This is a genomic window from Pseudomonas sp. MF6394, assembly GCF_002018845.1.
GTDB lineage: Bacteria > Pseudomonadota > Gammaproteobacteria > Pseudomonadales > Pseudomonadaceae > Aquipseudomonas > Aquipseudomonas lactis.
In genome coordinates, this window is sequence record NZ_MVOJ01000015.1 from 129,491 (window position 1) to 154,749 (window position 25,259).

Consider the following 25,259-nt stretch of genomic DNA (forward strand, 5'->3'; position numbering starts at 1 on the left):
TGAACCTTATTCCGCTGTTGGCGCTGGCTGGATGGCAAGCTGGTCAGCCAGGCGCACGAACGCGGCCAGGTCCAGTTGCTCGGGGCGCAGGCCGCCGTCGACGCCGGCGGCTTCGATCTCGGCGTTGCTCAGCAGGGCCTTGAGGGTGTTACGCAGGGTCTTGCGGCGTTGGTTGAACGCTTCGCGTACCACACGCTCCAGCAGTTTGTGATCCTTGGCCGGGTGCGGCAGCACGGCATGCGGCACCAGGCGCACGATGGCTGAATCGACCTTCGGCGGTGGGTTGAACGCGCCCGGGCCGACGTTGAACAGGTGCTCTACGCGGCAGTGATACTGGACCATGATCGACAAGCGGCCCCAGTCACCACCGCCAGGGCCCGCGGCCAGGCGCTCCACCACTTCCTTTTGCAGCATGAAGTGCATGTCGCGAATGATCCCTGCGTTATTCAGCAGGTGGAAAATCAGCGGCGTGGAAATGTTGTAGGGCAGGTTGCCGACTACCCGCAGGCTGTTAGGCGCAGCGTTAAGGCTATTGAAGTCGAACTTCAGCGCGTCGCCCTGGTGCAGGTTGAAGTTGGCTTTGCCAGCGAACTGCTGGTTGAGGATCGGGATCAAGTCCTTGTCCAGTTCCACCACGTCCAGTTGCCCACCGCTGGCCAGCAGGCCTTGGGTCAGCGCGCCCTGGCCCGGACCGATTTCCAGCAGGCGGTCTTCAGGCTTGGCATGAATGGAGCGCAGGATGCGATCGATCACGCCAGCGTCGTGCAGGAAGTTTTGCCCGAAGCGCTTGCGCGCCCGGTGTTGGTAATGCTCAGTCATATACGGGTCTCGGCCATCTGATAGGCGGTTTCCAGGGCCACGTGTAGGCTGCCGGTATCGATCTTGCCGCTGCCTGCGAGGTCCAGGGCAGTGCCATGGTCGACGGAGGTGCGGATGATCGGCAGGCCCAGTGTCACGTTGACTGCGGCGCCAAAGCCTTTGTATTTCAGCACAGGCAGCCCCTGGTCGTGGTACATCGCCAGCACTGCGTCGCAGTGCTCCAGATATTTGGGGGTAAACAGAGTGTCTGCAGGCAATGGGCCGCGTAGGTCCATGCCTTCTTGGCGCAGGCGCTCTAATGTCGGTTCAATGATGTCGATTTCTTCATGGCCCAAGTGGCCGCCTTCACCGGCGTGGGGGTTGAGCCCACAGACCAGGATACGCGGTTGGGCAATGCCGAATTTGTGTTGCAGGTCGCTGTGCAGGATGCGCGTGACACGCTCTACACGTTCGGCAGTGATGGCATCGGCGATTTCACGCAGCGGCAAGTGGGTGGTCACCAGGGCCACGCGCAGGCCACGGGTGGCGAGCATCATCACTACTTGGGCGGTATGGGTCAGTTCGGCGAGGAATTCGGTATGGCCGGAAAAGGCAATGCCGGATTCGTTGATCACGCCTTTGTGCACGGGGGCGGTGATCATGCCGGCAAAGTCGCCGTCGATGCAGCCTTGGCCCGCACGGGTCAGCGTCTCTAGCACAAATGCCGCGTTGGCCGTGTTCAACTGCCCGGCCACCACCTTGGCCTGCAGCGGGGTGTCCCACACATACAGGCTACCGGCGGGGGCCGGCAGGTCGGGCCAGTTGCCCGGCGCCACGTCCAGCAGGTTGACGGCCACACCCAGCTGCGCGGCCCGCTCAAGGAGCAGGTCGCGGCTGGTAATAGCAATCAGGGGGTGTGGCTGGGGTTGCGAGGCGAGCAGCAGGCACAGGTCTGGACCAATGCCGGCTGGCTCGCCGGGTGTCACCGCGAAACGCTGGGGTTTCACTGGGGTGCCTGGTCGGTGCCTGTTTGCTCGGCGCCTGGCAGCTTGTTCTCTACATACGCTTCGTCACGGATCTGACGCAGCCAGGTTTGCAGCTCTTCGTCGTATTTGCGGTTACGCAACACGGTCAGGGCTTGTTGCTCGCGGGCCTGGGTGGTGTTGTCCGTGGCGCGACGGCCAAGCACTTCCAGCACATGCCAGCCGTACTGAGTCTTGAAGGGCTTGGACAATACGCCTTGTGGCGTCTCGGCCATAACCTGCTGGAACTCAGGCACCAGGGCTTTCGGGTCGATCCAGTTCAGGTCGCCACCGTTAAGGGCAGAACCTGGATCTTCCGAGAAGCTTTTGGCCAGGGTGGCGAAGTCTTCACCGCTTTCAATGCGGTCATAGATCTTCTGTGCCAGTTCCTTGGTTTGGGCCTCGGTGCGGATTTCGCTCGGCTTGACCAGGATGTGACGAACATGGACTTCGTCTTTCAACGAAGTTTCGCCGCCGCGGCGTTCCAGCAACTTCAGGATGATGAAACCACCCGGAGTGCGTGCTGGCTGGGTAATGCCGCCGACTTCCATAGCGCTCAATTCGCGATCAAACGGAGGTGGCAATTGAGCGGCTTTACGCCAGCCCATGTCACCGCCTTCAAGGGCGTTGTCGCTGCCGGACTGAGCAATAGCCATCTGGGCAAAGTCTGCACCCGCTTTCAGACGCTCGTAGATCGCCTGGGTTTTAGCGGCGGCGGCATTGAGCTGCTCAGAGTTTGCTCCGTCCGGGGTTGGGATCAGGATATTGGCCAAGTGCAACTCTTCGGAGAGCTGCATCTTGCCCAAGTCCGAAGCCAGGAAGTTCTTCACTTCCTGCTCGGACACCTGAACCCGTTCGGCCACACGGCGCTGGCGCACACGGCTGATGATCATTTCACGCTTGATCTGGTCACGGGCGTCCTCATAGGACAAACCATCGCGAGCCAGGGCGGCGCGGAACTGATCAATGCTCATGTTGTTACGCTGAGCAATGGTGCCAACGGCCTGGTTCAGTTCTTCGTCCGAAATACGGATGCCGGAACGGTCGCCAATCTGCAATTGCAGGTTTTCGACGATCAGACGCTCCAGCACCTGGGGTTCCAGGACGCTGCTCGGTGGTACACCACCGCCACGCTTGGCGATGGTTTGCTGAACTTCCTTGACCCGTTGGTCCAGCTGGCTCTGCATGATCACGTCGTTGTCGACGATGGCCGCGACTTTATCCAGCTGTTGAACCGCGGCGTGTGCCGAAACAGTACCCAGGAACAGCGCGCCCAGCACTAGCGGGCGCAAACACTCAGAAAGCTTTGTCTTCACGTTCACGATAACCTTCAATGCCTTTGTCGAGGAAGCTCTCTACCTTGGCGCCGGTCAGGCCGCCGAGTCCTTTAAGGACGATCTGGAAGAAGAGCCCGTGGTCACCCTTTTCGTTCTGAGGGGCGAGCTGCGTGTATTCGTCGTTGGAAACCCAGTAACGGTTGATGACGCGCAGTTTCCAGCAGCAGTTGTCGTACTCGAAACCACCGAAGGCTTCCAGGGTACGGTTGCGGGCATAGTCGTACTGCCAGCGGGTGATCAGGTTCCACTGGGGAATGATCGGCCACATCATCGAGAAGTCGTGTTGTTGGATTTTGTAGTAATCCTTCACGAAATCCTTGTCACCTTCCTGGCCAAAGTCACCGCCGAACTGCCATTTGCCGGTCAGTTGGTTGTAGACAACCTGGTCGTTGCGATAGCGGTAGCCCAGGTTGACGACCTTGTTCGGGTTGTCTTCCGGCTGGTAGTGGAACATTGCGCTGCCGGAGCGAGGACTATGGGTCTCGGTATCCCAGTTGTAGTCGGCTGTGGCGCGCCAGTCGCGGTTGAAGCGGAACTCGTACTCCAGTGCAACAGGAGATACGTTCGAGTGCGCGTCATCACGTGTCTTGGCATCTACGCCCGGCAATTGAACTTCGCGATCCTTGAAGTACACCGCTTGGCCGATGGAAGCGCGTTGACGTTCGAAACCGTTCTCTTCAATCCAGCGGCTGGTAAGGCCAAAGGACAGCTTGTTCTCGTCGCCGATACGGTCGGAACCGCTGAAGCGATTATCCCGGAACAGTGAGGAGTAGCTGAACGAGTTCTCGCTGGTGTCGAAGACAGGGATCTCGGTCTGGTCTTTATTCGGTACGTAGAGGTAGAACGCACGAGGTTCGAGGGTCTGGTTGTAGTCTTTACCGAACCAATTGGTTTTACGGTCGAAGTACAGGCCGCTGTCGATACTGGCAATAGGCACGGAGCGATCTTGCGAGCTGTTAAACGTCTGGCCGGCCAAGGCCATTTGGTCCTTGCCTTTACCATCGAGATCCAAGTCGTATTTGGTATAGACGTACTTCAACTTCGGCGTGATAAAACCGTAACTCCAGTTCATCGGGTACGAGACTGCGGGCGCAACGTTCAGACGGGTACCGTTTGCACGGGTCAGGCCTGTTACGTTTTCATCCAGGCGACGCTCTCCGATGGTGCCATCAGCATTAAACGGGCCACCGTCCTGGTTGCGAACTCTACCGCTGCGCAGGTCACGATCAAACCTTACTGCTTCTGTCTCATAGGAGAAGTTCAGCCCTGCCGGTTGAAACGGGAGGGTACCGTTAAATGTAATTTGCGGTAGTCGATCATACGGAGTGATCTGGGAAATCGTTGCCAGTTGGTACGACTGCAAGTTCACGGCAGCCTGGTAGCTGTCGCCACGGTAGCTCACGGTACCCTGCTGGTTCAGGAAGTCCTGGCTCTGAACGCCTTCCTGATAGGACTTCAAGTCCTGGAAGTAGAACGGATCACTGATCTTGGTGTAATCGACCAAGGTCGTCAGGCGCGAATCCAGCCCGCCCTTATGCTGCCAGTTGAGCATATAACGGGTTTTTTCGGAGTCGGTCTGCTTGCTTCGCTCGTCATTGTCATCGTTGAGATACGCCCCACCAAACTGCCCTTCACTCGACTTGGTCAGATAGCGGAACTCACCCTCCATCAACATGCCGCGCTTGGTCATGTACTGCGGGTACAACGTGGCATCGTAGTTCGGCGCCAGGTTGAAGTAGTACGGCGTTACCAGCGTAAAGCCAGTTTCCCCACCGGTGCTGAAGCTCGGCGGCAGGAAGCCGGATTGGCGACGGTCGTCGATCGGGAAGTAGATGTACGGGGTGTACAGGATCGGGATGTTCTTGACCCGCAACGTCGCGTTGGTCGCCGTACCGAAACCGGTGGCCGGGTTCAACGTGATGTTGTTGCCCTTGAGCTGCCAGGCGTTGCTGTCCGGCTCGCAGGTGGTGTACGTACCGTCCTTGAGACGGATGATCGCGTTCTCTGCACGCTTGGCGTACAGCGCGTTACCGCGGATGCGCGACTTGTGCATCACGTATTCGGCGTTGTCGATCTGGGCGGCGCCGGTGTCGAGCTGGACCTGGGCATGGTCGCCCACGATCAGGGCGCCGTTGTCGCGCAGGCGCACTTTGCCGTTCAGTTCGCCACGGTTCTCAGCCTGGTACAGGCTGGCTTCGTCCGCTTCCAGTTGCATGCTGCCTTGGCGCATGACCACGTCACCGGCCAGGGTAGCGACCTGCTGCTCCTGCTCGTAACGCGAGGCCTTGGCGCCGATGAAGGTCGGTGCATCGCTCTTGTTCGTCTTGTCGTTCATGCCAGGACGAGTCGGCTCGATGTACGCGCCGCCGCAGTAAGGGCCGGTTTCGGCCAACTGTGCTGCGGTCAGCTTGTCGCGAGGTACCCAGTCCAGGTGGCTGTAGTCGGCACTGCGCGAACGCAGGCCACGGCCCTTGGACTCGGTGACCAGCATGGTCTTGGGCTCGGCGTCGACGCTGCCGCCAGCTTTGCCTTGCGGCGTGCTGTTGGCCGAGCTGACGGCAGCGCCGTCATGCACCGGGCGCGGTGGCAATGGGGCGGCGGCCGTCTTCGGCGCGCAATCCCAGGCACCCGAAGCAGAGACTGAGCAGTCATACTGTTCCGCGGCGACCACGAATGAGGTGGCGAAAGGTTGCAAGGCCAGCAGACTGCCGGTTACCAGCAACGGAAATTTTCTACGAAACGCGGGGGATTTCAATGCCATCTTATTAGTCCGGGCTTCCTGCGTGCCATCTGCCCGCGGTTTGGGCCGCACGCCTCTCGATGGTCTGAAAAAGATGCGTGATAATAAAGCATGCCCCGCTTGACGGCTAGCGCCGTCGGAGACCCTTGTAATGCCCGAGCACGATCTACGTTTACAACAGCTGGAAGTCTGGCTGGATGAGCAGTTGCCGATCCTCTTCAACGCTCAGGACTGGGGCCCCGTGCCCCCGGCCACGTTGACCGCGGCCAGCAGCGACGCGAGTTTCAGGCGTTACTTCCGATGGGAGGGCGGTGCCCATACGTTCGTCGTCATGGACGCGCCACCCCCCCAGGAAAACTGCAAACCTTTCGTCGATATCGCGCATTTGCTCGCGAAATCGGGAATAAATGTGCCAAAAATTTATGCAGAAGATTTGCCCCGAGGCTTTCTTTTGCTCAATGACCTGGGCACAAAAACCTATTTGGACGTGATTGACGGTGAAAACGCCGACCAATTATTTGCCGATGCTATCGACGCGCTGTTGGCTTTCCAGCAATTGCCGATGGATGCGCCGTTGCCCAGCTATGACGTGGCCTTATTGCGTCGCGAGCTGGAATTGTTCCCGGAATGGTACGTGCGTCGTCACCTGGGCATCGACCTCGATGCTGAGCAACAGGCCCTTTGGCAACGCGCCAGCCAGCAGTTGATCGACAGCGCCCTGGCCCAGCCCAAGGTACTGGTGCACCGCGACTACATGCCGCGCAACCTGATGATCAGTGAGCCGAGCCCTGGCGTGCTGGATTTCCAGGACGCGGTCTACGGCCCGGTGACCTACGACATTACCTGCCTGTTCAAGGACGCCTTCCTCAGTTGGCCCCAGGCCCGCGTGCGCGAATGGCAGCGTGGCTATTGGCAGCGTGCCGGGCAGTTGGGGATTCCCGTGCAGGACGACTTTGAAGAGTTTTTGCGTGCCAGCGACCTGATGGGCGTGCAGCGTCACCTCAAGGTCATCGGCATTTTTTCGCGTATCTGCCATCGCGACGGCAAGCCACGCTACTTGGCCGACGTGCCGCGTTTCTTTGCTTATATAGAAGCGGTACTGGCCGACCGACCTGAGTTGAGTGACCTGGGCGAGTTACTCGCCAGCCTGCGCGAACCTGTCGAGGCCAGCGTATGAAGGCGATGATCCTGGCGGCGGGAAAGGGCGAACGCATGCGTCCGCTCACCCTGCATACGCCCAAGCCGCTGGTGCAAGCCGGCGGCAAGCGGCTGATCGAGTATCACCTTGAAGCCTTGGCGAAGGCCGGCTTTACCGAGATCGTGATCAACCACGCATGGCTTGGTCAGCAGATTGAAAACTACTTGGGCGACGGCGCCCAGTTTGGTCTGCGCATCCGCTACTCGCCAGAGGATGAACCGCTGGAAACGGGGGGCGGGATCTTCCAGGCGTTGCCGCTGCTGGGTGACGAACCGTTTCTGGTGGTCAATGGCGATATCTGGACGGACTACGATTTCACCCAGCTCAAGCAGCCGATCCGGGGCCTGGCGCACTTGGTGATGGTCGACAACCCTGCGCACCACCCGTCGGGCGGGGATTTCTATCTGGATCACGGCGTGCTTCATGATGCCGCGCCCGGTGCCGATAACCTGACCTTCAGTGGCATTTCAGTGCTCGACCCTAAAGTGTTCGCGGGTTGCAGCGCCGGTGCCTTCAAACTGGCCCCGCTGTTGCGCGAGGCCATGGCCAAAGGTTTGGTAACGGGGGAGCACATGGCAGGACGCTGGGTGGATGTAGGGACACTGGAGCGACTGGCCCAGGTCGAAACCTTGCTGACAGCGGGGCAGTAGGATGTTGTGGCCAGGGACGCTGATCGGCGCCGGGGCTGGCTTTGCCATTGCCAGTATTCCGGGGGCTTTGTTGGGGGCATTGCTGGGGCAGGCGCTGGACCGCCGCCTGCAATTGCACAGTTGGGCGCAACTGCGTGAACGCCTGGGTGGGCGCCCGGCCTTGCGTAACGATGAACTGTTGTTTGTGCTGCTGGGGCGCTTGGCCAAGAGTAATGGCCGGGTAGTCGATGGGCATATCCAGCAAGCGCGCCAGGAAATGCGCGCACTGGACATGACTGAGCCGGCACAGCGCCGCGCGATCAGCGCCTTCAACCGTGGCAAGTCCGGCAGCGACCGGGTGCGCAGTTACCTGCGGGTGCTCAAAACGCAGCCCCATGCGGCGGAAGGCGTGCTGCGCGCCTGTTGGCGCATGGCGTGGGCGGACGGTCGGGCGGATGCTGCCGAGCGCGACCTGATCGACCAGTGGGGCAAGTGGTTGGGCTGGACGCCGCAACAGCTACAGGCATTGGCGAGCGATTACGCACCGGAGCGCAAGCCACTGGCCAATCGTGGCGGTGCCTATCAGGAGGCATTGCGTATTTTGGGGGTGACGGCAACCACTGAGCCTTCGGTGATCAAGCGCGCCTACCGCCGCCTGCTCAGCCGCCACCATCCGGACAAGATCGCCGGCACGGGTGCCAGCCCCGCGCAAGTGCGTGAGGCGACCGAGCGAACCCGTGAATTGCATAACGCCTATGCGTTGATTCGTGAGCGTCGGGATTTTCGCTGAGGCCATCGCCACTCAACTCCATGTGGGAGTGGCAAGCCCTAATACCCTGTACGAGCGAGCTTGCTCGCGAAAAACTCACAGGCGCCGCGTTTATTCAGCAAGCACGCATTATCGTTGACGTTTTTCGCGAGCAAGCTCGCTCCTACAGAAGGCGATGTTGCCCTCGATAGCGGAGTGTCAGTCTGCGCCGCCCTGCGGGCTCAACCACCCGCGAACCCTGCGGTACAACTGCTCTTGCTGCGCCGCGCTATTACCGGGCAACGCCGTGAGCGACACCTGCTTATAGCCGTCATTCTTCGAGCGCTTGGCTGCCTGAAGTCGTTCCTGAGCGTTTTTGCGATCCTGAGCGCCCTCTTGATAGAACACATCCGCCGTGGGCACCTTCAAGGCCGGCGCCAGTTGTTGCAGGTCCGGTTGGCGAGCCGCAGGCGTCTTGCCGGCTACCATCACCAACCTCTGCACTTGAGAAGGTTGTTTCTCGCTCAGGTAGCGTGCCGCCCACCAGGCGCCGGTGCCATGGCCGAGCAACACCACGCTGCGGGCGTTTTGGGTCTGGGCGAAGGCGACGGCGGCGTCGATACGGTCGAAGATGCGCTTGGCGTCGGTCTTGTCCTGCTCATCCGCCCCTGGCACCACCGCCGGGTCAGTGCCTTCGGCCTCGGCACTGGCGGCCTGTTCGACCGGCTTGGCTGCGGTGCTGCCTTCCTTGCTGCTGGTATCGACCGTCGCTGTCGGCGGTTCGATGACCCGTGGCGGCAGGGTGTCCACACTGACATCAGGCAGTGACAGGCTGAGGCTGCCCCAGGCTGCGTCCGGCAACTTGCGCCGCAGAGGCGCGATGGCCTGCGGCCAGTCCGCGTTCTCCCCAGCACCTGGTATGAGGATCACCACACCCTCGGCTTCGGCGCTGTTGGCGGGTTTCCACAGCGCCAGGAACGACTCGCTACCCGCCTGCAATTGTTGTTGCTCCTGCTGCGGCACCTGGCGTTCGAGCGCATTGGCTTCTTGCTGGCTACGCTCGGGTAAGGGCTGGCGTTCAGCCGGCTTTTCGATGGCAGGCGAGGGCGCATCCTCGGCCTGGACAGGCAGTGCGCTGGTAAACAGAAGTGACAGGCACCATGCTGGCAGTGCCGAACGGTGAAGAAAAAGCATCGTTGATTCCCGGCCAGAAGTGATTCCAGCAGCCTAATGGGTTGGTCGGTATTTGTCAGGGGTATGAGGCGCGGTTCTCGTTACCAACAGGCTATCGGCGGTTTGTACGCCGCCTTGATGGGCGCGGCGCGACCATTCAACCAATGAATGGCAGACAACACGCCAGGGGCGGCTATTCTTGTGCCAGCCCATCATTCATAAGAGGCCGCGCACATGAGTACTTCCTCATTCAAGATCGCCCACAAACTGCTGACCGGCGCAGGTGCCATCGAACAACTGGCTGCCGAACTCACGCGCCTGGATGTGGATAACCCGCTGATCGTCACCGACGCCGCGTTGGTCCAGTCCGGCACCGTGGCGCTGGCTCTGGAGCACCTGGGTGATCGAGCCTACGAAATTTTCGACCGCGTGCTGCCCGACCCGGAAATTGCCATCGTCGAAGACTGCATGCGTGCTTACCGCGAAGGCGGGCATGACGGCCTGATCGGTGTGGGTGGCGGTAGTGCCATCGACATCGCCAAGAGCGTGGCGGCCTATGCCGGTTATCACGGCGCGCTGGCGGACCTGTTCGGCGTTGATCAGGTGCCGCGCAAAGGCCCGCCGTTGATCGCCATCCCCACCACGGCCGGCACCGGCTCGGAGGTGACCAATGTAGCGATACTGTCCGACAAGGCGGCACAGCTGAAAAAAGGCATCGTCAGCGATTACTTGCTGCCGGATGTCGCGCTGATCAGCCCGCAAATGACCCTGACCTGCCCACGCGGTGTCACGGCCGCCAGTGGCGTGGACGCCTTGGTGCATGCCATCGAATCCTACCTGTCGCTGAATGCTTCGCCGATTACCGACGCCTTGGCCATCGGTGCGATCAAATTGATTGCCAGCGCGTTGCCCAAGGCTTACGCCAACCCAGCGAACCTGCAGGCCCGTGACGACATGGCCACCGCCAGCCTGATGGCCGGCATGGCCTTTGGCAACGCGGGCGTCGGTGCCGTGCATGCGCTGGCGTACCCGTTGGGTGGGCGCTTCAACATTGCCCATGGCGTAAGCAACGCGCTGTTGTTGCCGTATGTGATGCACTGGAACAAGTTGGCCTGCGTCGAGCGCATGCAGGACATTGCCCAGGCCATGGGCGTCAATATCGCCGGGCTGAGCGTGAATGACGCTGCCGACCAGGCGGTAGAGGCGATGACACGACTGTGTGCGGCCGTGGAGATCCCGTCCGGCCTGCGCAGTTTCGGCGTGCCCGAGGACGCCATCCCGGCCATGGCCAGTGAAGCCGCAGGTATTGAGCGCTTGATGCGCAACAACCCGCGCAGGCTCAGTGCCGCCGATATCGAAAAAATCTACCGGGCAGCTTACTAACCGTTGAGATAGGTCACGGTGCGCGCAGCAAAGCATGAGGTATACAATGCGCGCCATCGTGATTTAGCTCAAAAAAGGTGCGTCATGCAGCCCTTCGTCATTGCTCCATCGATTCTCTCTGCCGACTTCGCCCGCCTGGGTGAGGAAGTGGACAAGGTGTTGGCCGCCGGTGCCGACTTCGTGCACTTCGATGTCATGGACAACCACTACGTACCCAACCTGACCATCGGCCCGATGGTGTGCGCCGCATTGCGCAAGTACGGCATCACCGCGCCGATTGATGCGCACCTGATGGTCAGCCCCGTGGACCGTATCGTCGGTGACTTCATCGAGGCGGGTGCGACTTACATCACCTTCCACCCGGAAGCCACATTGCACGTTGACCGCACCTTGCAACTGATCCGCGAAGGCGGCTGCAAGGCAGGCCTGGTATTCAACCCGGCCACGCCGCTGAGCGTGCTTGAGTACGTGATGGATAAGGTCGACATGGTCTTGCTGATGAGCGTCAACCCCGGCTTCGGCGGGCAGAAGTTCATCCCTGGCACCTTGAACAAGCTGCGTGAAGCCCGTGCGTTGATCGACGCCTCGGGGCGTGACATCCGCCTGGAGATCGACGGCGGGGTCAACGTCAACAATATCCGTGAGATCGCCGCAGCGGGTGCCGATACTTTCGTGGCCGGCTCGGCGATCTTCAACGCCCCGGACTACCAGGCCGTCATCGACAAGATGCGTGCCGAACTGGCGCTGGCGCGTCCATGAGCGGTTTTGAGCAGTTGTTCCCCGGCAAATTGCCACGGCTGGTGATGTTCGATCTGGACGGTACCTTGATCGACTCGGTACCCGACCTGGCGGCCGCGGTGGACCAGATGCTGCTCAAACTGGGGCGCAAGCCGGCGGGGATCGAGTCGGTGCGCGAATGGGTTGGCAATGGCGCGCCGATGTTGGTGCGCCGGGCCTTGGCCAACGGCATCGATGCCACGGGCGTGGATGAGGTTGAGGCGGAACATGCCTTGGAGCTGTTCAATACCGCTTATGAAAGCAGCCACGAACTGACCGTGGTTTACCCCGGTGTGCGCGACACCCTCAAGTGGTTGAGCAAGCAGGGCGTGGAAATGGCCCTGATCACCAACAAGCCGGAGCGCTTCGTTGCGCCGTTGTTGGACCAGATGAAAATCGGTCGCTACTTCCGCTGGATCATCGGCGGCGATACCTTGCCGCAGAAAAAGCCCGACCCGGCGGCCCTGTTTTTCGTGATGAAAATGGCCAATATCCCGGCGTCTCAATCGCTGTTTGTCGGCGATTCGCGCAGTGATGTGCTGGCGGCGAAAGCGGCGGGCGTGCAGTGCGTAGCCTTGAGTTATGGTTACAACCATGGCCGGCCGATTGCGGAAGAGTCCCCCGCGCTGGTTATTGATGACCTGCGACTGCTAATCCCCGGTTGCTTGGGCGCTGGCGCTGAGATAACGTTGCCCGACATTGATTCGTCCCCTTCTGGAAATTCCATCGTGGTGGTCACTCGCAAACTCTGGATGAAAGTCATCAAGGCCCTGGCCCGCTGGCGTTGGCGCGCCTGACTGATCCTGGCCGCGTGTGCGGCACGTTTGCCTACCTGACTGTTTGACCCTCACACCACGAGGCACCTCATGACCCGCGAAGAATTCCTGCGTTTGGCCGCTGCCGGCTATAACCGTATCCCCCTGGCTTGCGAAACCCTGGCCGACTTCGATACGCCGCTGTCGATCTACCTGAAGCTGGCCGACGAGCCCAACTCTTACCTGCTCGAGTCGGTACAGGGCGGTGAGAAGTGGGGCCGTTACTCGATCATTGGCTTGCCATGTCGCACGGTGCTGCGCGTACACGACCATCATGTGAGCATCACCCATGATGGCGTGGAGATCGAAAGCCACGATGTAGAAGACCCGCTGGCCTTTGTCGAAACCTTCAAGGCGCGCTACAACGTGCCGACCATTGCTGGCCTGCCGCGCTTCAACGGCGGCCTGGTGGGGTACTTCGGCTATGACTGCGTGCGCTATGTGGAAAAGCGCCTGGGCAAATGCCCGAACCCAGACCCGCTGGGCGTGCCGGACATTTTGCTGATGGTATCCGACGCGGTGGTGGTGTTCGACAACCTCGCCGGCAAGATGCATGCGATTGTCCTCGCCGACCCTGCCCAGGCTGATGCCTTCGAACAAGGCCAGGCCAACCTGGAAGCGCTGCTGGAAAAGCTTCGCCAGCCGATCACCCCGCGTCGCGGCCTGGACCTCAGCCGTCCACCGGCGACCGACCCGGTGTTCCGCTCAAGCTTTACCCAGGATGACTACGAGCGCGCCGTCGATACCATCAAGGAATACATCCTCGCCGGTGACTGCATGCAAGTGGTGCCGTCGCAACGCATGTCCATCGACTTCAAGGCGGCGCCGATTGACCTGTACCGCGCACTGCGTTGCTTCAACCCGACGCCCTATATGTACTTCTTCAACTTCGGCGACTTCCACGTCGTGGGCAGTTCGCCGGAAGTGCTGGTGCGGGTTGAAGACAACCTGATCACCGTGCGCCCGATTGCCGGTACGCGCCCCCGTGGCGCGACCGAAGAAGCCGACGTGGCGCTGGAAGAAGACCTGCTCAGCGATGAAAAGGAAATCGCTGAACACCTGATGTTGATCGACCTGGGGCGCAATGACACTGGGCGTGTCTCGGAAATCGGCTCGGTGAAACTGACTGAGAAGATGGTCATCGAGCGGTATTCCAATGTGATGCATATCGTGTCCAACGTCACCGGCGAGCTGAAGGCCGGGCTGACGGCGATGGACGCCCTGCGGGCGATTTTGCCGGCGGGCACCTTGTCGGGGGCGCCGAAGATCCGTGCGATGGAAATCATCGACGAACTGGAGCCGGTCAAGCGTGGTGTCTATGGCGGCGCCGTCGGGTATTTCGCCTGGAACGGTAATATGGACACCGCCATTGCGATCCGTACGGCGGTGATCAAGGATGGCGAACTGCATGTGCAGGCCGGTGGCGGGATTGTGGCGGACTCGGTGCCGGCCCTTGAGTGGGAAGAAACCCTGAACAAGCGTCGGGCGATGTTCCGTGCGGTGGCGTTGGCAGAGCAAACCCCACAAGACTAAAGCTGGAATAAAAAATGTGGGAGCGGGCTTGCTCGCGAATACAGAGTGTCAGTCGATACATGTGTGACTGATACACCGTATTCGCGAGCAAGCCCGCTCCCACATTAGTTTTTCACCGGTCTTGGGATTTGTTTAGAAATCCAGACTGACCCCGACATTGACCCCTTGCTGGGTCAAATTGTCGTCCTTCCTCAGGTTATACGCCGCCCGCAACGCCAGGTCCTGAGTCAGCTTGTGGCTGACACCCAGGCTCAAACGGTCAGAGTTGCTGCGAGGCGTATACCCGTCCAGCTTGAAGTCGATTCCCTGCACGCTGTTGAGCGAAATGTTCACCTTCTGGGTGTCATTTTCAAACTCATGCTCGTGGGCCACTTCGCCAAAAACTTGAGTTTGTGGCGTGATGCGGTAGTTGCCTTGCAGGCCGATGCCCAGGCGCTTGGAGTCGCGTTGTTGATCATCAAAGGTCAGGGCGGTGGAGCGGCTGCTTTTCTCAGAGTAGCCATTGACTTCAACCCGCGCGTAGTCGGCGCTGATGAAGGGCGACAGGTGCCAGTCGCTGCCCGGTGCGGCGATGTCATACCCCACGCGGCCGCTCAGGGCCCAGAGCCAGCCATCGGTATCACCTTTCTCCGAACCTTCGCTGACGCCCAGGGCGAACTTGCGCTTGAGGCTGTCGAAGTCTAGCTTGCCGCCGGTCAATGCAGCATCGGCCCACCAGTGATTTTGCTGGTACTGAGCGAAAGCCGTGCCCATATAGCTGTTGAGCTTGTAGTCCGAATCATTGGCACCGGCTTCGAGTGTCTGCCGATACAGGCCGGCGGCAACGCCCGCGCGCCAGTTTTCATTGAGCCGGTAGCTGCCACCGATATTCAGGTTATAGCCGCTGCCGTCGCCACTGGCCGAGCTGCTTTGATCATCGAAATCCAGGCGTTGGCCGCCACCGGCGACTATGGCGCGCCATTGGCCGACGGCTTGCCAACCGCCGTTGTCTGCTTGCCATTGGTTGCGCAGCTCGTCTTGGTGGGCGCGCAAGGTGCCTTGGGCCATTTCCGGCAGCAAGGTCAGCTCCCACGGCGCGGCGAGTAGCGAATAGGCGTAGTCGGCAATCAAGCGTTGCCCGGCCACGGTAGGGTGGACCGAGTCGTTGTAGATCAATTGGGTCGGGTCCGGGTTGGTGCCACCGATGCCGTAGGTAGGGTTGGCGGTGCAACTGTTACCGCTGAAGCAGGTGCCCGTCAGATTCTGCCCGGTGGCGAGGCCGAAGCGGGCCGGATCGGCGAAAGCCTCGTTCAACAACAGCGGGATGTTCAGCGGGATAACCTGCGCATCCACTTGTGACAGGCGCTGTACCAGGGACTGGTTGAAAATATTACTCAGGGCCGAAGTCGCTGCTTGCTGTGGGGTGCCATTGATGGCCGGCGTCAGCCCCAGGTCGGGTAGCATCCAGACCATGATGTAGCGCGCGCCGGCTTGTTGCAGGGCCTGGGCGCTGTCCGCCAGCCTGCCTCCGGCGGCGACCGCTTGAGCGGGGCTGAGGACCCGGCCCTGCAGGAAGTCATTGCCGCCCCCGGAAAGAAAGTAAAGCGCGTTCGGGTCGGCTCTCCCACCATTAGCCGGCAGATAGCCCTGCCGGCTGCGCAATACAGTTCCGCCCCCGGGGTTGCCTGGGGGAATCGCAGCATTGGAGACTGAGGTAATGGAGTCGAGGATATTGTCGGTGCGGTAGCCACCCACTGCCCAGTTGTTTCCGTCTGGCAAACCCTGGGCTGCGCGAACCGGTGAGGTGGAGGCATTCAGGTCGTTGGGAGCGACGCCCAGTTTTGCGCCCAGCAGGGTCGAGGAGACCAGGCCATATTCACCCTGGAAGTTCGCCCCGGTTCGGTTGGTAAAACGTAATGTGGCGCCGGCCGAACCGTCGGGAAACTGGCCCGCATCCGCCAGGCTGTCACCGAAAACCACCATGGTTGAATAAGGTGACGGGGCTGCGAACGCCTGGGCGCAGGCCAATGACAGGAGGCAGCCGGCAAGGGGCGCGTAAAACGCTGGTCTGAGCATGCAAGATTCCATTCGGTTGTTTTTATGTTGGAGGTGAAACACTAGCAAAATTTTTGGCATTTTTTGTAAGGAAAACCGGAATCCGCCTACGTTGCGCCCCCGTATTTGCGGCTCCATATTGCACCGCTGGCGAGCCTACGTTACTGTGCCTGAACGTATGAATGAGACCCTCCCCGTGTTGATCATCAGCAAACTCTTGATGCGAGTAGTCAAGGCACACGCCCGTTGGCGTTGGCGCGCCTGACATTTTTCTCTGCCGGCCTGGCCGGACCTGTACCGATTTGCCTTCTTCACCCGTTGTCTGACGCCCCTTGCCAACTCCCCCTGGCAACCGGAACGTGCGTCTGGCAGCGGGTCACGCTCTTGGAAGGTGATCATTTGAAATCAGTGAATTCAAGAGGTTTGAACCCACATGTTGCTGATGATTGATAACTACGACTCCTTTACCTACAACGTTGTGCAGTACCTGGGCGAACTGGGTGCCGAGGTCAAGGTGGTGCGCAACGATGAACTTACTGTTGCCGAAATCGCCGCGTTGAACCCCGAGCGCATCGTCGTCTCACCTGGCCCATGCACGCCGACCGAGGCGGGTATCTCTCTGGAAGCCATCCAGTATTTCGCCGGCAAGCTGCCGATCCTGGGCGTCTGCCTGGGCCATCAGTCCATCGGACAGGCGTTTGGCGGTGATGTGGTGCGCGCGCGCGAGGTCATGCACGGCAAGACCAGCCCGGTGTTCCATCGCGACCTGGGTGTGTTCCAAGGCCTGAACCTGCCGGTGACCGTGACCCGTTACCACTCACTGGTGGTCAAGCGTGAGACCTTGCCCGAATGCCTGGAGCTGACCGCCTGGACCCAACTGGAAGACGGCTCGGTCGACGAGATCATGGGCCTGCGTCACAAGACACTGAACATCGAAGGGGTGCAATTTCACCCTGAATCAATCCTGACCGAGCAGGGCTACGAGCTGTTCGCCAACTTTCTCAAGCAGAGCGGCGGCACGCGCTAAGGACTTTTCATGGATATCAAGACTGCCCTGAGCCGTATCGTCGGCCATCTGGACCTGAGCACCGCGGAAATGAGCGATGTGATGCGCGAGATCATGACCGGTCAATGCACCGATGCTCAGATCGGCGCTTTTATGATGGCGATGCGCATGAAGAGCGAAAGCATCGACGAAATCGTCGGTGCGGTGTCGGTGATGCGTGAGCTGGCGGACAAGGTCGAACTCAAGACCCTCGACGGCGTCGTCGATGTAGTGGGCACCGGCGGTGACGGTGCGAATATTTTCAACGTGTCGACCGCCTCATCCTTTGTGGTGGCCGCCGCTGGTTGCACCGTCGCCAAGCACGGTAACCGTGCAGTGTCTGGCAAGAGCGGCAGTGCCGACTTGCTGGAAGCGGCCGGTATTTACCTGAACCTCACGCCGGTGCAAGTAGCGCGCTGCATTGACAGCGTTGGCATCGGCTTCATGTTTGCCCAGTCCCATCACGGCGCGATGAAGCACGCTGCCGGCCCGCGCAAGGACCTTGGCCTGCGTACCCTGTTCAATATGCTCGGCCCGCTTACGAATCCGGCCGGTGTGAAGCATCAGGTGGTGGGGGTGTTCAGCCAGGCGCTGTGCCGGCCGCTGGCCGAAGTCTTGCAGCGTTTGGGCAGCAAGCATGTGCTGGTAGTGCATTCCAAGGATGGCCTCGACGAATTCAGCCTGGCGGCGCCGACCTTCGTGGCGGAGCTGAAGAATGACGAGGTCACCGAATATTGGGTCGAACCCGAAGACCTGGGCATGAAAAGCCAGAGCCTACACGGCCTGGCGGTGGAAAGCCCGGCGGCTTCGTTGGAGTTGATTCGTGATGCCCTGGGGCGTCGCAAGACCGAAAACGGTCAGAAAGCTGCGGAAATGATTGTGCTCAATGCTGGCGCAGCCCTTTACGCCGCCGACCATGCCTATAGTCTCAAGGAAGGTGTCGCCTTGGCCCACGATGCGCTGCACACCGGCCTGGCTCGCGAGAAGCTCGAAGAGCTGGGAGCATTCACCGCCGTATTCAAGATGGAGAATGAAGGATGAGTGTGCCAACCGTTCTGGAAAAGATCCTGGCCCGCAAGGCTGAAGAAGTGGCCGAGCGCCGCGCCCGTGTGAGCCTGGCCGAGTTGGAAGCGCAGGTGAAAGCCGCCGATGCGCCACGCGGCTTTGCCCATGCCTTGATCGCTCAGGCCAAGCTCAAGCAGCCGGCCGTGATCGCCGAGGTCAAAAAGGCTTCGCCGAGCAAGGGGGTGATTCGCGAACACTTCGTACCTGCTGAAATCGCCGCCAGTTACGAGAAGGGTGGAGCGACCTGCCTGTCTGTGCTGACCGATATCGACTACTTCCAGGGTTCCGACCTGTTCCTGCAACAGGCTCGCGCCGCGTGCAAGTTGCCGGTGATCCGCAAGGATTTCATGGTTGACCCATACCAAATCGTCGAAGCCCGAGCCTTGGGTGCCGACTGCGTGTTGCTGATTGTTTCCGCGTTGGATGACGTGAAGATGGCCGAGCTGGCGGCCGTGGCCAAAAGCGTCGGCTTGGATGTATTGGTCGAAGTGCACGACGGCGACGAGTTGGCGCGCGCATTGAAGACTCTCGACACACCGCTGGTGGGCGTCAACAACCGTAACCTGCATACCTTCGACGTCAGCCTGGAAACCACTCTGGACCTGCTGCCGCGTATCCCTCGCGATCGTCTGGTGATTACCGAAAGTGGCATCGTCAACCGCGCCGATGTGGAACTGATGGAAATCAGTGGCGTGTACTCGTTCCTGGTGGGCGAGACGTTTATGCGCGCCGAGAACCCAGGGGCGGAATTGCAGCGCTTGTTCTTCCCGGAGCGCGGTACGACGATCAGCGGTTCGACACTAGACTGATTTGAAATACGCTCGGAACTGTAGGAGCTGGCCTGCGATAGCGGCGGGTCAGCCAACCTCTGTGTAGCTGATACACCGCCATCGCAGGCAAGCCAGCTCCCACATTGGTGTTGTGTTTATTCAGGTAGGTAGGTGTTCGATGCTCCAGCCCGTGATCATGACTGTCGAAGCAGGCCTTGCCGCCGAGCAAGACCTATTGGCAGCCGTTTGCGCGGGGGAGCAGGTTTTCGGATTGCTGTTCTGGCAGCCCAGTGACCAAGCGCTGGTCATGCCGCGCCGTTTGAGCCGGTTGCCGGCATTCGAGGCTGCGAGCCAGGTCTCGGCCGATGCGGGTTGGCCGGTGTTGCTGCGTGAAACCGGCGGTGAGCCGGTGCCGCAGTCCGGCGCCACGGTCAATATCGCCCTGGTCTATGCCCCGCCGCGCAGTGAAGGCGACCAAGGGCGTATCGAAACCGGCTATCAGCGCTTGTGCCAACCGATCTGTGATCTGTTGATCGAGTTGGGCGGTAATGCGTCCGTCGGCGAAATTGACGGTGCCTTTTGCGACGGTCGTTACAATGTCAACCTTGATGGCCGCAAAATGGTGGGCACTGCCCAGCGTTGGCGACAAAGCGGTGGCCGCCCGGTCGGATTGGTGCATGGGGCGATGTTGCTGGAGAACGATCGTGAGCAACTGATTGCGGCGGTCAATCGCTTCAATCAAGCCTGCGGCTTGGAGCAGCGAGTTCGCGCCGACAGCCATATCGCACTGCACGAAGCGTTTCCCGCGCCGGATGCTATCAGTCGGCTCGACACGCTGTACCGTCAGATGCTGGCTGGCTTCCTGCCGGTTTAACGGGTGCCGAACACCACCATCGTCTTGCCTTTGACGTGCACCAGATTGCGTTCTTCCAAGTCCTTGAGCACGCGGCCGACCATTTCCCGCGAACACCCGACAATACGTCCGATCTCCTGGCGCGTGACTTTGATCTGCATGCCGTCGGGATGGGTCATGGCATCGGGTTGCTTGCATAACTCCAGCAGGCAGCGAGCGACGCGACCGGTGACATCAAAGAACGCCAGGTCGCCGACCTTGCGCGTGGTATCGCGCAAGCGCTGGGCAATCTGACCGCTCAGGGCATACAAGATATCCGGATCATGCTGGGCCAGTTCGCGAAATTTCGAATAGCTGATCTCGGCCACTTCGCACTCAACTTTGGCCCTTACCCAAGCGCTGCGTTCCTGCTCTTTGCCTGCTTGTTCAAACAGGCCCAGCTCCCCGAAGAAATCCCCGGTGTTGAGGTAGGCAATGATCATCTCACGGCCATCTTCATCCTCGATCAGGATGGTGACCGAGCCCTTGATAATGAAGAACAGGGTTTCTGAACGCTCGCCAGCGCAGATGATGTTGTGCTTGGCCGGATGACGCCGGCGCTGGCAATGCAACAGCAGCTTGTCGAGGTTCTTGATCTTGGGTGTGGGAGTAAGAGCAACCATGGTTGTATCCCGAAAAGACTGCGCGGTGTAGTTGGCGTTGTTTTTATCCAGCGGCCTCTCATTGATAGACGCTGTACAAGTCATGGCAATGCGCCATTCATTTGGCGCCAGCTTACCAGACACCTTCTGTCACGATTAGCCAATTTATCGGGCAAACGCTGTCATTTATCGAATTTATGCAGGGCGCTGCTGTTTCAAAGCCCTGTGCTAAGCTGGCGACCCTTTTTTAGCAGTGGAGTCTGGGCGATGAAGGCACGCATCCAATGGGCGGGCGAAGCCATGTTCCTCGGTGAGTCGGGCAGCGGCCATGTGGTGGTCATGGACGGTCCGCCGGAAGCCGGCGGGCGTAACCTGGGTGTACGCCCGATGGAAATGTTACTGCTGGGTGTGGGCGGTTGCAGCAACTTCGATGTGGTCAGCATCTTGAAGAAGTCGCGCCAGGCCGTGGAAAGCTGCGAAGCCTTCCTGGAAGCCGAGCGCGCCACTGAAGACCCTAAGGTTTTTACCAAGATCCATATGCATTTCGTGGTCAAGGGCCGGGCGCTGAAAGAAGCCCAGGTCAAGCGTGCCATTGAGCTGTCGGCCGAGAAGTACTGCTCAGCATCGATCATGCTGGGGGCGGCGGGCGTAGTCATTACCCACGACTACGAAATCATCGAGTTGGGTTGATTGCAGCAGGCAAAAGAAAGGGCGCTTTGGGCGCCCTTTTTTTCGGTTCAGATTCGATAGGTGCTTTTGGTCATGACTTTGGCCAGCAGGCTCATGCCGAACCGTACCGGGGCTGGAAAGCGGAAGCCGCCCGCGTCCAGCGCGCTTTCTGCATGGTGTTCTTCATCGATGCGCATCTGCTCAAGAATGGCCCGGGACTTTTCGTCTTCGGCCGGCAGTTGCTCCAGGTGTTCATCCAGGTGTTTGCACACCTGATGTTCTGTCGCGGCCACAAACCCCAGGCTGACTTTGTCGCTGATCAGCCCGGCAGCCGCGCCGATACCAAACGACAAGCCATAGAACAGTGGGTTGAGCACGCTGGGATGGCTGCCCAACTGGCGGATGCGTTGTTCGCACCAGGCCAGGTGGTCGATCTCTTCCTCGGCCGCGTGCTCCATCGCCGTGCGTACCTGTGGCAACTTGGCGGTCAGCGCCTGGCCCTGGTACAGCGCCTGGGCACAGACTTCACCGGTATGGTTGATGCGCATCAGGCCGGCCACGTGACGGGTGTCGGTCTCGCTCAGCTGTACATCCGGCTGCACGATGGCGGGCGATGGACGGTAAGGTTGGCCGCTGAACGGCAGCAGGGTGCGCATGGCCATGTCGGCTTGCAGCAACAGACGGTCAATCGGCGAGTAGTGACGTTGGGTAGTCATGCTGACCTCCGGGAAGAATCTCGGCGGCCAGTTTACCGCAAGAGAGCGTCCAGCGTTTGTGCTGAGTCAATTTGCCCTTGTGCACTCAGCCTGGTGGCCAGTTCATCTGGCGCTGACCCAGCACGTGCATATGGATGTGATAAACGGTTTGCCCGCCGTCTTCATTGCAATTCATCACCACGCGAAAGCCTTTTTCGCAGCCTTGTTCCACGGCCAGGCGTTGAGCTGTGAACAGGATATGGCCGGCCAGCGCCTTATCGTCCTCGGTCAGGTCATTGAGGGTACGAATGGGCTTTTTCGGGATAACCAGAAAATGCACCGGCGCCTGTGGGGCGATATCGTGAAAAGCCAGGACCTGGTCATCTTCATAGATGATCTTCGCCGGTATTTCTCTGTTGATGATCTTGGTGAACAGAGTATCCACAGCTGTATCTCCATCGTGAATGTGAGGTGAGTGTACTTAGGCCATCAGCGAGGGCAGTAGGCCTTGTTGATGGCGCCGGCAATTTTGCGGGTCAGCCAGCGCGGGCTCAGGCGTGGGCTGAACGTCAGCCAACGGTTGCGGCGCCCGGGAATGATGATGGCTTTGTTCTTTTCCAGTGCGCGTACGGTGTAGAGCGCGACTTCTTCCGGGCTCATCAGTTGCTGGCTGCGGTCGAGTTTCGCCGTATCCATCTGTGCGGTGCCGAAGAATGCGGTGCGCGTAGGGCCGGGGCACAGCACTGAAACCTTGATGCCGCAGGTCTTCAATTCTTCGCGCAACCCTTCGGAAAAGTGCAGCACGTAGGCTTTGCTGGCGTAGTAGCTGCTCATCCACGGCCCAGGCTGGAAGGCGGCGACCGAGGCCACATTGAGGATTTGCCCGCCGCCATGCAGGGCCATGGCATTGCCCAGTGCGTGGCACATGCGGGTCAGGGCCAGGATATTGACTTCGATGAGATCCTGCTCGGTCATCCAGTCCTGGGCCAGGAACGGCCCGCTGGTGCCGATGCCGGCGCAGTTGACCAGCAGGTCGATCTGCCGCTCACCCTCTTCGAGCTCCAGCAAAAAGCCGGACAAACGCAGCGGTTCGCCCAGGTCACAGGCACGAAACAGCACCTCGACGCCGAAGCGTTGGGTCAATTCCAATGCAATGCTTTCCAACTGATCACGCTGGCGGGCCACCAGAATCAAGCTGCGGCCGCGCCGTGCCAAGGCTTCGGCCAATGCCAGGCCGATGCCGCTGGAGGCGCCGGTGATCAGAGCGTAACGGGTCATGCCTTTCTCCATCGCAACGCCACCGGCCTATGACAGTGCGTCACAGGCGGCGGGCGTTTCTTCACTGTTCTGGAGAGTCTACAGGTTCGGCTGCGTCGTCAGCACTTTGCGCTGCGGCTTCATCAACGATAACGCTTTGATCGGCGTCTGCATCGGAGGTGATGGAGCTGCTTTCGTAGCTGCTGTCCATGTTGGCTTCAAGCTGGTCCAGATAGCCGTTCATGCCCAGGGTGACGACAATGATGAGCATCAAAGGGATAAACGCCAGCCACAGCGAGGCCAGTATTTTCACCGCAGTGGAGTTGCGTGGTGGTGGCGCGCCGTATTGGTTGGCGCCCGTATTGCCTGGCAATACCAGCAACAGCAGTGGGAATACGCTGTTTACCAGCGGAACCAGGTTGAGCAGGTACAGCCAGCCAGACCAGCCCAGGTCATGCAGGCGCTGCACGCCGATTTGCACGCTCACCACTACCAGTGCCACAAACAGCGCGAAACCCAGCAGTGAGCCAATAATGATGGCGATGGTTGGCGAGGCTGTCGCCACCGCGAAGCCCACCGTACTGATGATGCCCGCGGCCACCAACATCGCGACGGTCAGCGCCAGCGTCCAGGCCAGGTAGCGCAGGCGCCCGATGCGCCCGTGGATGGTGAACACCTTTAGAGTGGCGAACTCCGGCAGGTCGTCGCCAACGGCAGCGCGTGGTGGTGCATAAGGTGACGCGGCGGCGCGGTCAGCGGTTGACGAGCCTGTCTCGTGGGTTTCCGCCAGGCTGAATGCCACGGGTTGTTCGGCTTCGATGCGTGCGTCCACCCCGGCATTGTGCAGTGCCGTGAGGTAGGTTTCAGCGTCGGAGTGGGACAGGTCGCGTTTGAGCGCGACGGGGCGGCCGGTGAAGAGCTTTTCGATTGCGTCAACATCGCTTTTGAATAACTCGGCGAGGTTCAGCTTGGCGGTGGTGCTTTCGACACCTGGGCGCAAGGCTCCGTCAAACACAATCTTGAAACGGCTGTCGCTCATGCGGGCATCCTTGTCACTTAATCAGGGGGAGTATGCAGGCCTGTCCAATTGGCAGGCCCGGCAGTGGGTCAGCGAGGCCAGCGCAGTTGCGCGGCATGCTCGCGTGCTTTGCGGTATTCGGCATCCAGGCGCGCTATGAGCTCATCCACACTGGGCACATCATTGATCTCACCGACGCCTTGGCCGGCAGACCATACAGTTTTCCACGCTTTGGCCTCATCGCTCAATGGCTTGAGCTTGGAACCGAAGTTGACTTCCCCTTTGCCTTGAAGCGCAGCGAGGTCAAAACCGGCATTTTCCAGGCTCTGGCGCATGAAGCTTGCAGGTACGCCGGAGACAGCAGGAGTGTGCACGATGTCGGCGGCGCGCGATGTGAGCAGCATCTCCTTATAGGCATCCGGTGCCTGGCTTTCGGTGGTGCCGATAAAGCGCGTGCCGAAATAAGCGAGGTCTGCCCCCAGCACCTGGGCGGCAAGAATTTCGTGCCCATGGTTAAGGCAGCCCGCCAGCAGCAGGGTTTTGTCGAAGAACTGGCGAATCTCGGCAATCAGCGAAAAGGGGCTCCAGGTGCCAGCGTGGCCTCCCGCGCCAGCGGCTACGGCAATCAGGCCGTCGACGCCGGCTTCAGCGGCTTTCTCGGCATGGCGTCGGGTAGTGACGTCATGAAATACCAGGCCGCCGTAGCTGTGAACGGCATCTACCAATTCCTTTACCGCACCCAGGCTGGTGATGACGATGGGCACCTTGTGCTCGACGCAGATCGCCAGGTCGGCCTCCAGCCGCGGGTTGCTGTTGTGCACGATCAGGTTCACAGCATAGGGCGCAGGGTTGTCCAACTGCGCCAAGCCCGCTTCGATTTCTTCCAACCAGGCCTTGAATCCACTGCTTTCGCGTTGGTTGAGCGCCGGGAAACTGCCAACTACGCCGTTGCGGCAGCATGCCAGGACCAGTTGCGGATTGGAGATCAGAAACATCGGCGCGGCCACCACGGGCAGGCGCAGACGTTGTTCCAGCAGAGCGGGCAGCGACATTGGAGGT

The 25,259-nt window shown here is 60.2% G+C and carries 24 protein-coding genes; 12 read left to right on the forward strand and 12 right to left on the reverse strand.

All coding sequences use genetic code 11. From position 1 onward, the window contains the following. Positions 1–6: 6 nt before the first annotated feature. From rsmA to MF6394_RS17295, 4 genes are read right to left on the reverse strand one after another with little or no spacing between them, the layout of a single operon-like run. Positions 7–819, reverse strand: coding sequence for a 16S rRNA (adenine(1518)-N(6)/adenine(1519)-N(6))-dimethyltransferase RsmA (gene rsmA / locus MF6394_RS17280; RefSeq protein WP_003194724.1), 813 nt, complete (start codon positions 817–819; stop codon positions 7–9). Further along, complete coding sequence (pdxA, locus tag MF6394_RS17285; protein ID WP_003194722.1) at positions 816–1,805, reverse strand: 4-hydroxythreonine-4-phosphate dehydrogenase PdxA; 990 nt, start codon at positions 1,803–1,805, stop codon at positions 816–818. Before pdxA ends, rsmA begins: the two co-directional genes overlap by 4 nt. Beyond that, complete coding sequence (locus tag MF6394_RS17290; protein WP_137204231.1) at positions 1,802–3,136, reverse strand: peptidylprolyl isomerase; 1,335 nt, start codon at positions 3,134–3,136, stop codon at positions 1,802–1,804. The genes pdxA and MF6394_RS17290 overlap by 4 nt, the downstream gene beginning before the upstream one ends. Then, entirely contained in the window at positions 3,117–5,918 is a 2,802-nt protein-coding gene (locus MF6394_RS17295; RefSeq protein WP_057710303.1) for an LPS-assembly protein LptD, read from the reverse strand. The genes MF6394_RS17290 and MF6394_RS17295 overlap by 20 nt, the downstream gene beginning before the upstream one ends. Positions 5,919–6,048: 130 nt before the next feature. On the opposite strand from MF6394_RS17295, the gene MF6394_RS17300 reads away from it, so the two are divergent. The 3 genes from MF6394_RS17300 to MF6394_RS17310 are packed head-to-tail and all read left to right on the forward strand — an operon-like array spanning position 6,049 to position 8,514. After that, positions 6,049–7,074, forward strand: coding sequence for an aminoglycoside phosphotransferase family protein (locus MF6394_RS17300; protein WP_078467132.1), 1,026 nt, complete (start codon positions 6,049–6,051; stop codon positions 7,072–7,074). Beyond that, on the forward strand, positions 7,071–7,745 hold the full coding sequence (gene murU, locus MF6394_RS17305; RefSeq protein WP_078467133.1) for an N-acetylmuramate alpha-1-phosphate uridylyltransferase MurU: 675 nt from the start codon (positions 7,071–7,073) through the stop codon (positions 7,743–7,745). Before MF6394_RS17300 ends, murU begins: the two co-directional genes overlap by 4 nt. A gap of 1 nt (position 7,746) precedes the next feature. After that, the gene (locus MF6394_RS17310; RefSeq protein ID WP_047711911.1) at positions 7,747–8,514 is read left to right on the forward strand and encodes a TerB family tellurite resistance protein; all 768 of its coding nucleotides are present in this window, start codon (positions 7,747–7,749) and stop codon (positions 8,512–8,514) included. Between the two features lie 177 nt (positions 8,515–8,691). Here the strand turns inward: MF6394_RS17310 and MF6394_RS17315 are convergent, their stop codons facing one another. Further along, positions 8,692–9,666 (reverse strand): alpha/beta hydrolase family protein, encoded by a 975-nt coding sequence (locus tag MF6394_RS17315; protein WP_047711910.1) that lies wholly within the window; start codon positions 9,664–9,666, stop codon positions 8,692–8,694. A gap of 213 nt (positions 9,667–9,879) precedes the next feature. Here MF6394_RS17315 and MF6394_RS17320 point away from each other — a divergent pair, with 213 nt between their 5' ends. From MF6394_RS17320 to trpE, 4 genes are all read left to right on the forward strand, one after another. After that, a complete protein-coding gene (locus tag MF6394_RS17320; protein WP_057710306.1) occupies positions 9,880–11,028 on the forward strand; it encodes an iron-containing alcohol dehydrogenase in 1,149 nt (382 codons plus the stop codon). A gap of 84 nt (positions 11,029–11,112) precedes the next feature. Further along, the gene (gene rpe / locus MF6394_RS17325) at positions 11,113–11,787 is read left to right on the forward strand and encodes a ribulose-phosphate 3-epimerase (protein ID WP_003194703.1); all 675 of its coding nucleotides are present in this window, start codon (positions 11,113–11,115) and stop codon (positions 11,785–11,787) included. Then, a complete protein-coding gene (locus MF6394_RS17330; RefSeq protein ID WP_078467134.1) occupies positions 11,784–12,602 on the forward strand; it encodes a phosphoglycolate phosphatase in 819 nt (272 codons plus the stop codon). The genes rpe and MF6394_RS17330 overlap by 4 nt, the downstream gene beginning before the upstream one ends. A gap of 69 nt (positions 12,603–12,671) precedes the next feature. Next, complete coding sequence (gene trpE, locus MF6394_RS17335) at positions 12,672–14,153, forward strand: anthranilate synthase component I (protein ID WP_078467135.1); 1,482 nt, start codon at positions 12,672–12,674, stop codon at positions 14,151–14,153. Between the two features lie 132 nt (positions 14,154–14,285). Here trpE and estP read toward each other — a convergent pair whose 3' ends face one another. Beyond that, positions 14,286–16,208, reverse strand: a complete 1,923-nt coding sequence (gene estP / locus MF6394_RS17340) for an esterase EstP (protein WP_069557396.1) — start codon at positions 16,206–16,208, stop codon at positions 14,286–14,288. A 412-nt stretch (positions 16,209–16,620) separates the two neighbouring features. Here estP and MF6394_RS17345 point away from each other — a divergent pair, with 412 nt between their 5' ends. The 4 genes from MF6394_RS17345 (at position 16,621) to MF6394_RS17360 (ending at position 19,941) form a co-directional block, all read left to right on the forward strand. Then, on the forward strand, positions 16,621–17,214 hold the full coding sequence (locus tag MF6394_RS17345; RefSeq protein ID WP_044269431.1) for an aminodeoxychorismate/anthranilate synthase component II: 594 nt from the start codon (positions 16,621–16,623) through the stop codon (positions 17,212–17,214). Between the two features lie 9 nt (positions 17,215–17,223). Then, the gene (trpD, locus tag MF6394_RS17350; protein WP_003194694.1) at positions 17,224–18,273 is read left to right on the forward strand and encodes an anthranilate phosphoribosyltransferase; all 1,050 of its coding nucleotides are present in this window, start codon (positions 17,224–17,226) and stop codon (positions 18,271–18,273) included. Continuing rightward, positions 18,270–19,106 carry an indole-3-glycerol phosphate synthase TrpC gene (trpC, locus tag MF6394_RS17355; RefSeq protein WP_078467136.1) on the forward strand — a complete coding sequence of 279 codons (837 nt, stop codon included), beginning with the start codon at positions 18,270–18,272 and terminating at the stop codon, positions 19,104–19,106. The genes trpD and trpC overlap by 4 nt, the downstream gene beginning before the upstream one ends. A gap of 139 nt (positions 19,107–19,245) precedes the next feature. Next, positions 19,246–19,941, forward strand: a complete 696-nt coding sequence (locus MF6394_RS17360; protein WP_078467137.1) for a lipoate--protein ligase family protein — start codon at positions 19,246–19,248, stop codon at positions 19,939–19,941. Here the strand turns inward: MF6394_RS17360 and crp are convergent. Beyond that, positions 19,938–20,582 (reverse strand): cAMP-activated global transcriptional regulator CRP, encoded by a 645-nt coding sequence (gene crp / locus MF6394_RS17365; RefSeq protein WP_044269426.1) that lies wholly within the window; start codon positions 20,580–20,582, stop codon positions 19,938–19,940. The two genes, MF6394_RS17360 and crp, sit on opposite strands and share 4 nt — an antisense overlap. A 246-nt stretch (positions 20,583–20,828) precedes the next feature. Between crp and MF6394_RS17370 the strand changes: the two genes are divergently transcribed. Next, a complete protein-coding gene (locus MF6394_RS17370; protein ID WP_003194686.1) occupies positions 20,829–21,251 on the forward strand; it encodes an OsmC family protein in 423 nt (140 codons plus the stop codon). A gap of 47 nt (positions 21,252–21,298) precedes the next feature. Here MF6394_RS17370 and coq7 read toward each other — a convergent pair whose 3' ends face one another. The 5 genes from coq7 to MF6394_RS17395 form a co-directional block, all read right to left on the reverse strand. Beyond that, a complete protein-coding gene (gene coq7 / locus MF6394_RS17375; RefSeq protein ID WP_003194684.1) occupies positions 21,299–21,946 on the reverse strand; it encodes a 2-polyprenyl-3-methyl-6-methoxy-1,4-benzoquinone monooxygenase in 648 nt (215 codons plus the stop codon). An 85-nt stretch (positions 21,947–22,031) separates the two neighbouring features. Next, positions 22,032–22,370, reverse strand: a complete 339-nt coding sequence (locus MF6394_RS17380; RefSeq protein WP_003194682.1) for a histidine triad nucleotide-binding protein — start codon at positions 22,368–22,370, stop codon at positions 22,032–22,034. A gap of 44 nt (positions 22,371–22,414) precedes the next feature. Then, entirely contained in the window at positions 22,415–23,203 is a 789-nt protein-coding gene (locus MF6394_RS17385) for an SDR family NAD(P)-dependent oxidoreductase (RefSeq protein ID WP_003194680.1), read from the reverse strand. Positions 23,204–23,264: 61 nt separating this feature from the next. Beyond that, on the reverse strand, positions 23,265–24,221 hold the full coding sequence (locus MF6394_RS17390) for a DUF805 domain-containing protein (protein WP_044269424.1): 957 nt from the start codon (positions 24,219–24,221) through the stop codon (positions 23,265–23,267). 68 nt (positions 24,222–24,289) lie between these two features. Further along, positions 24,290–25,252, reverse strand: a complete 963-nt coding sequence (locus MF6394_RS17395; protein WP_044269422.1) for an NAD(P)H-dependent flavin oxidoreductase — start codon at positions 25,250–25,252, stop codon at positions 24,290–24,292. Positions 25,253–25,259 lie beyond the last annotated feature (7 nt).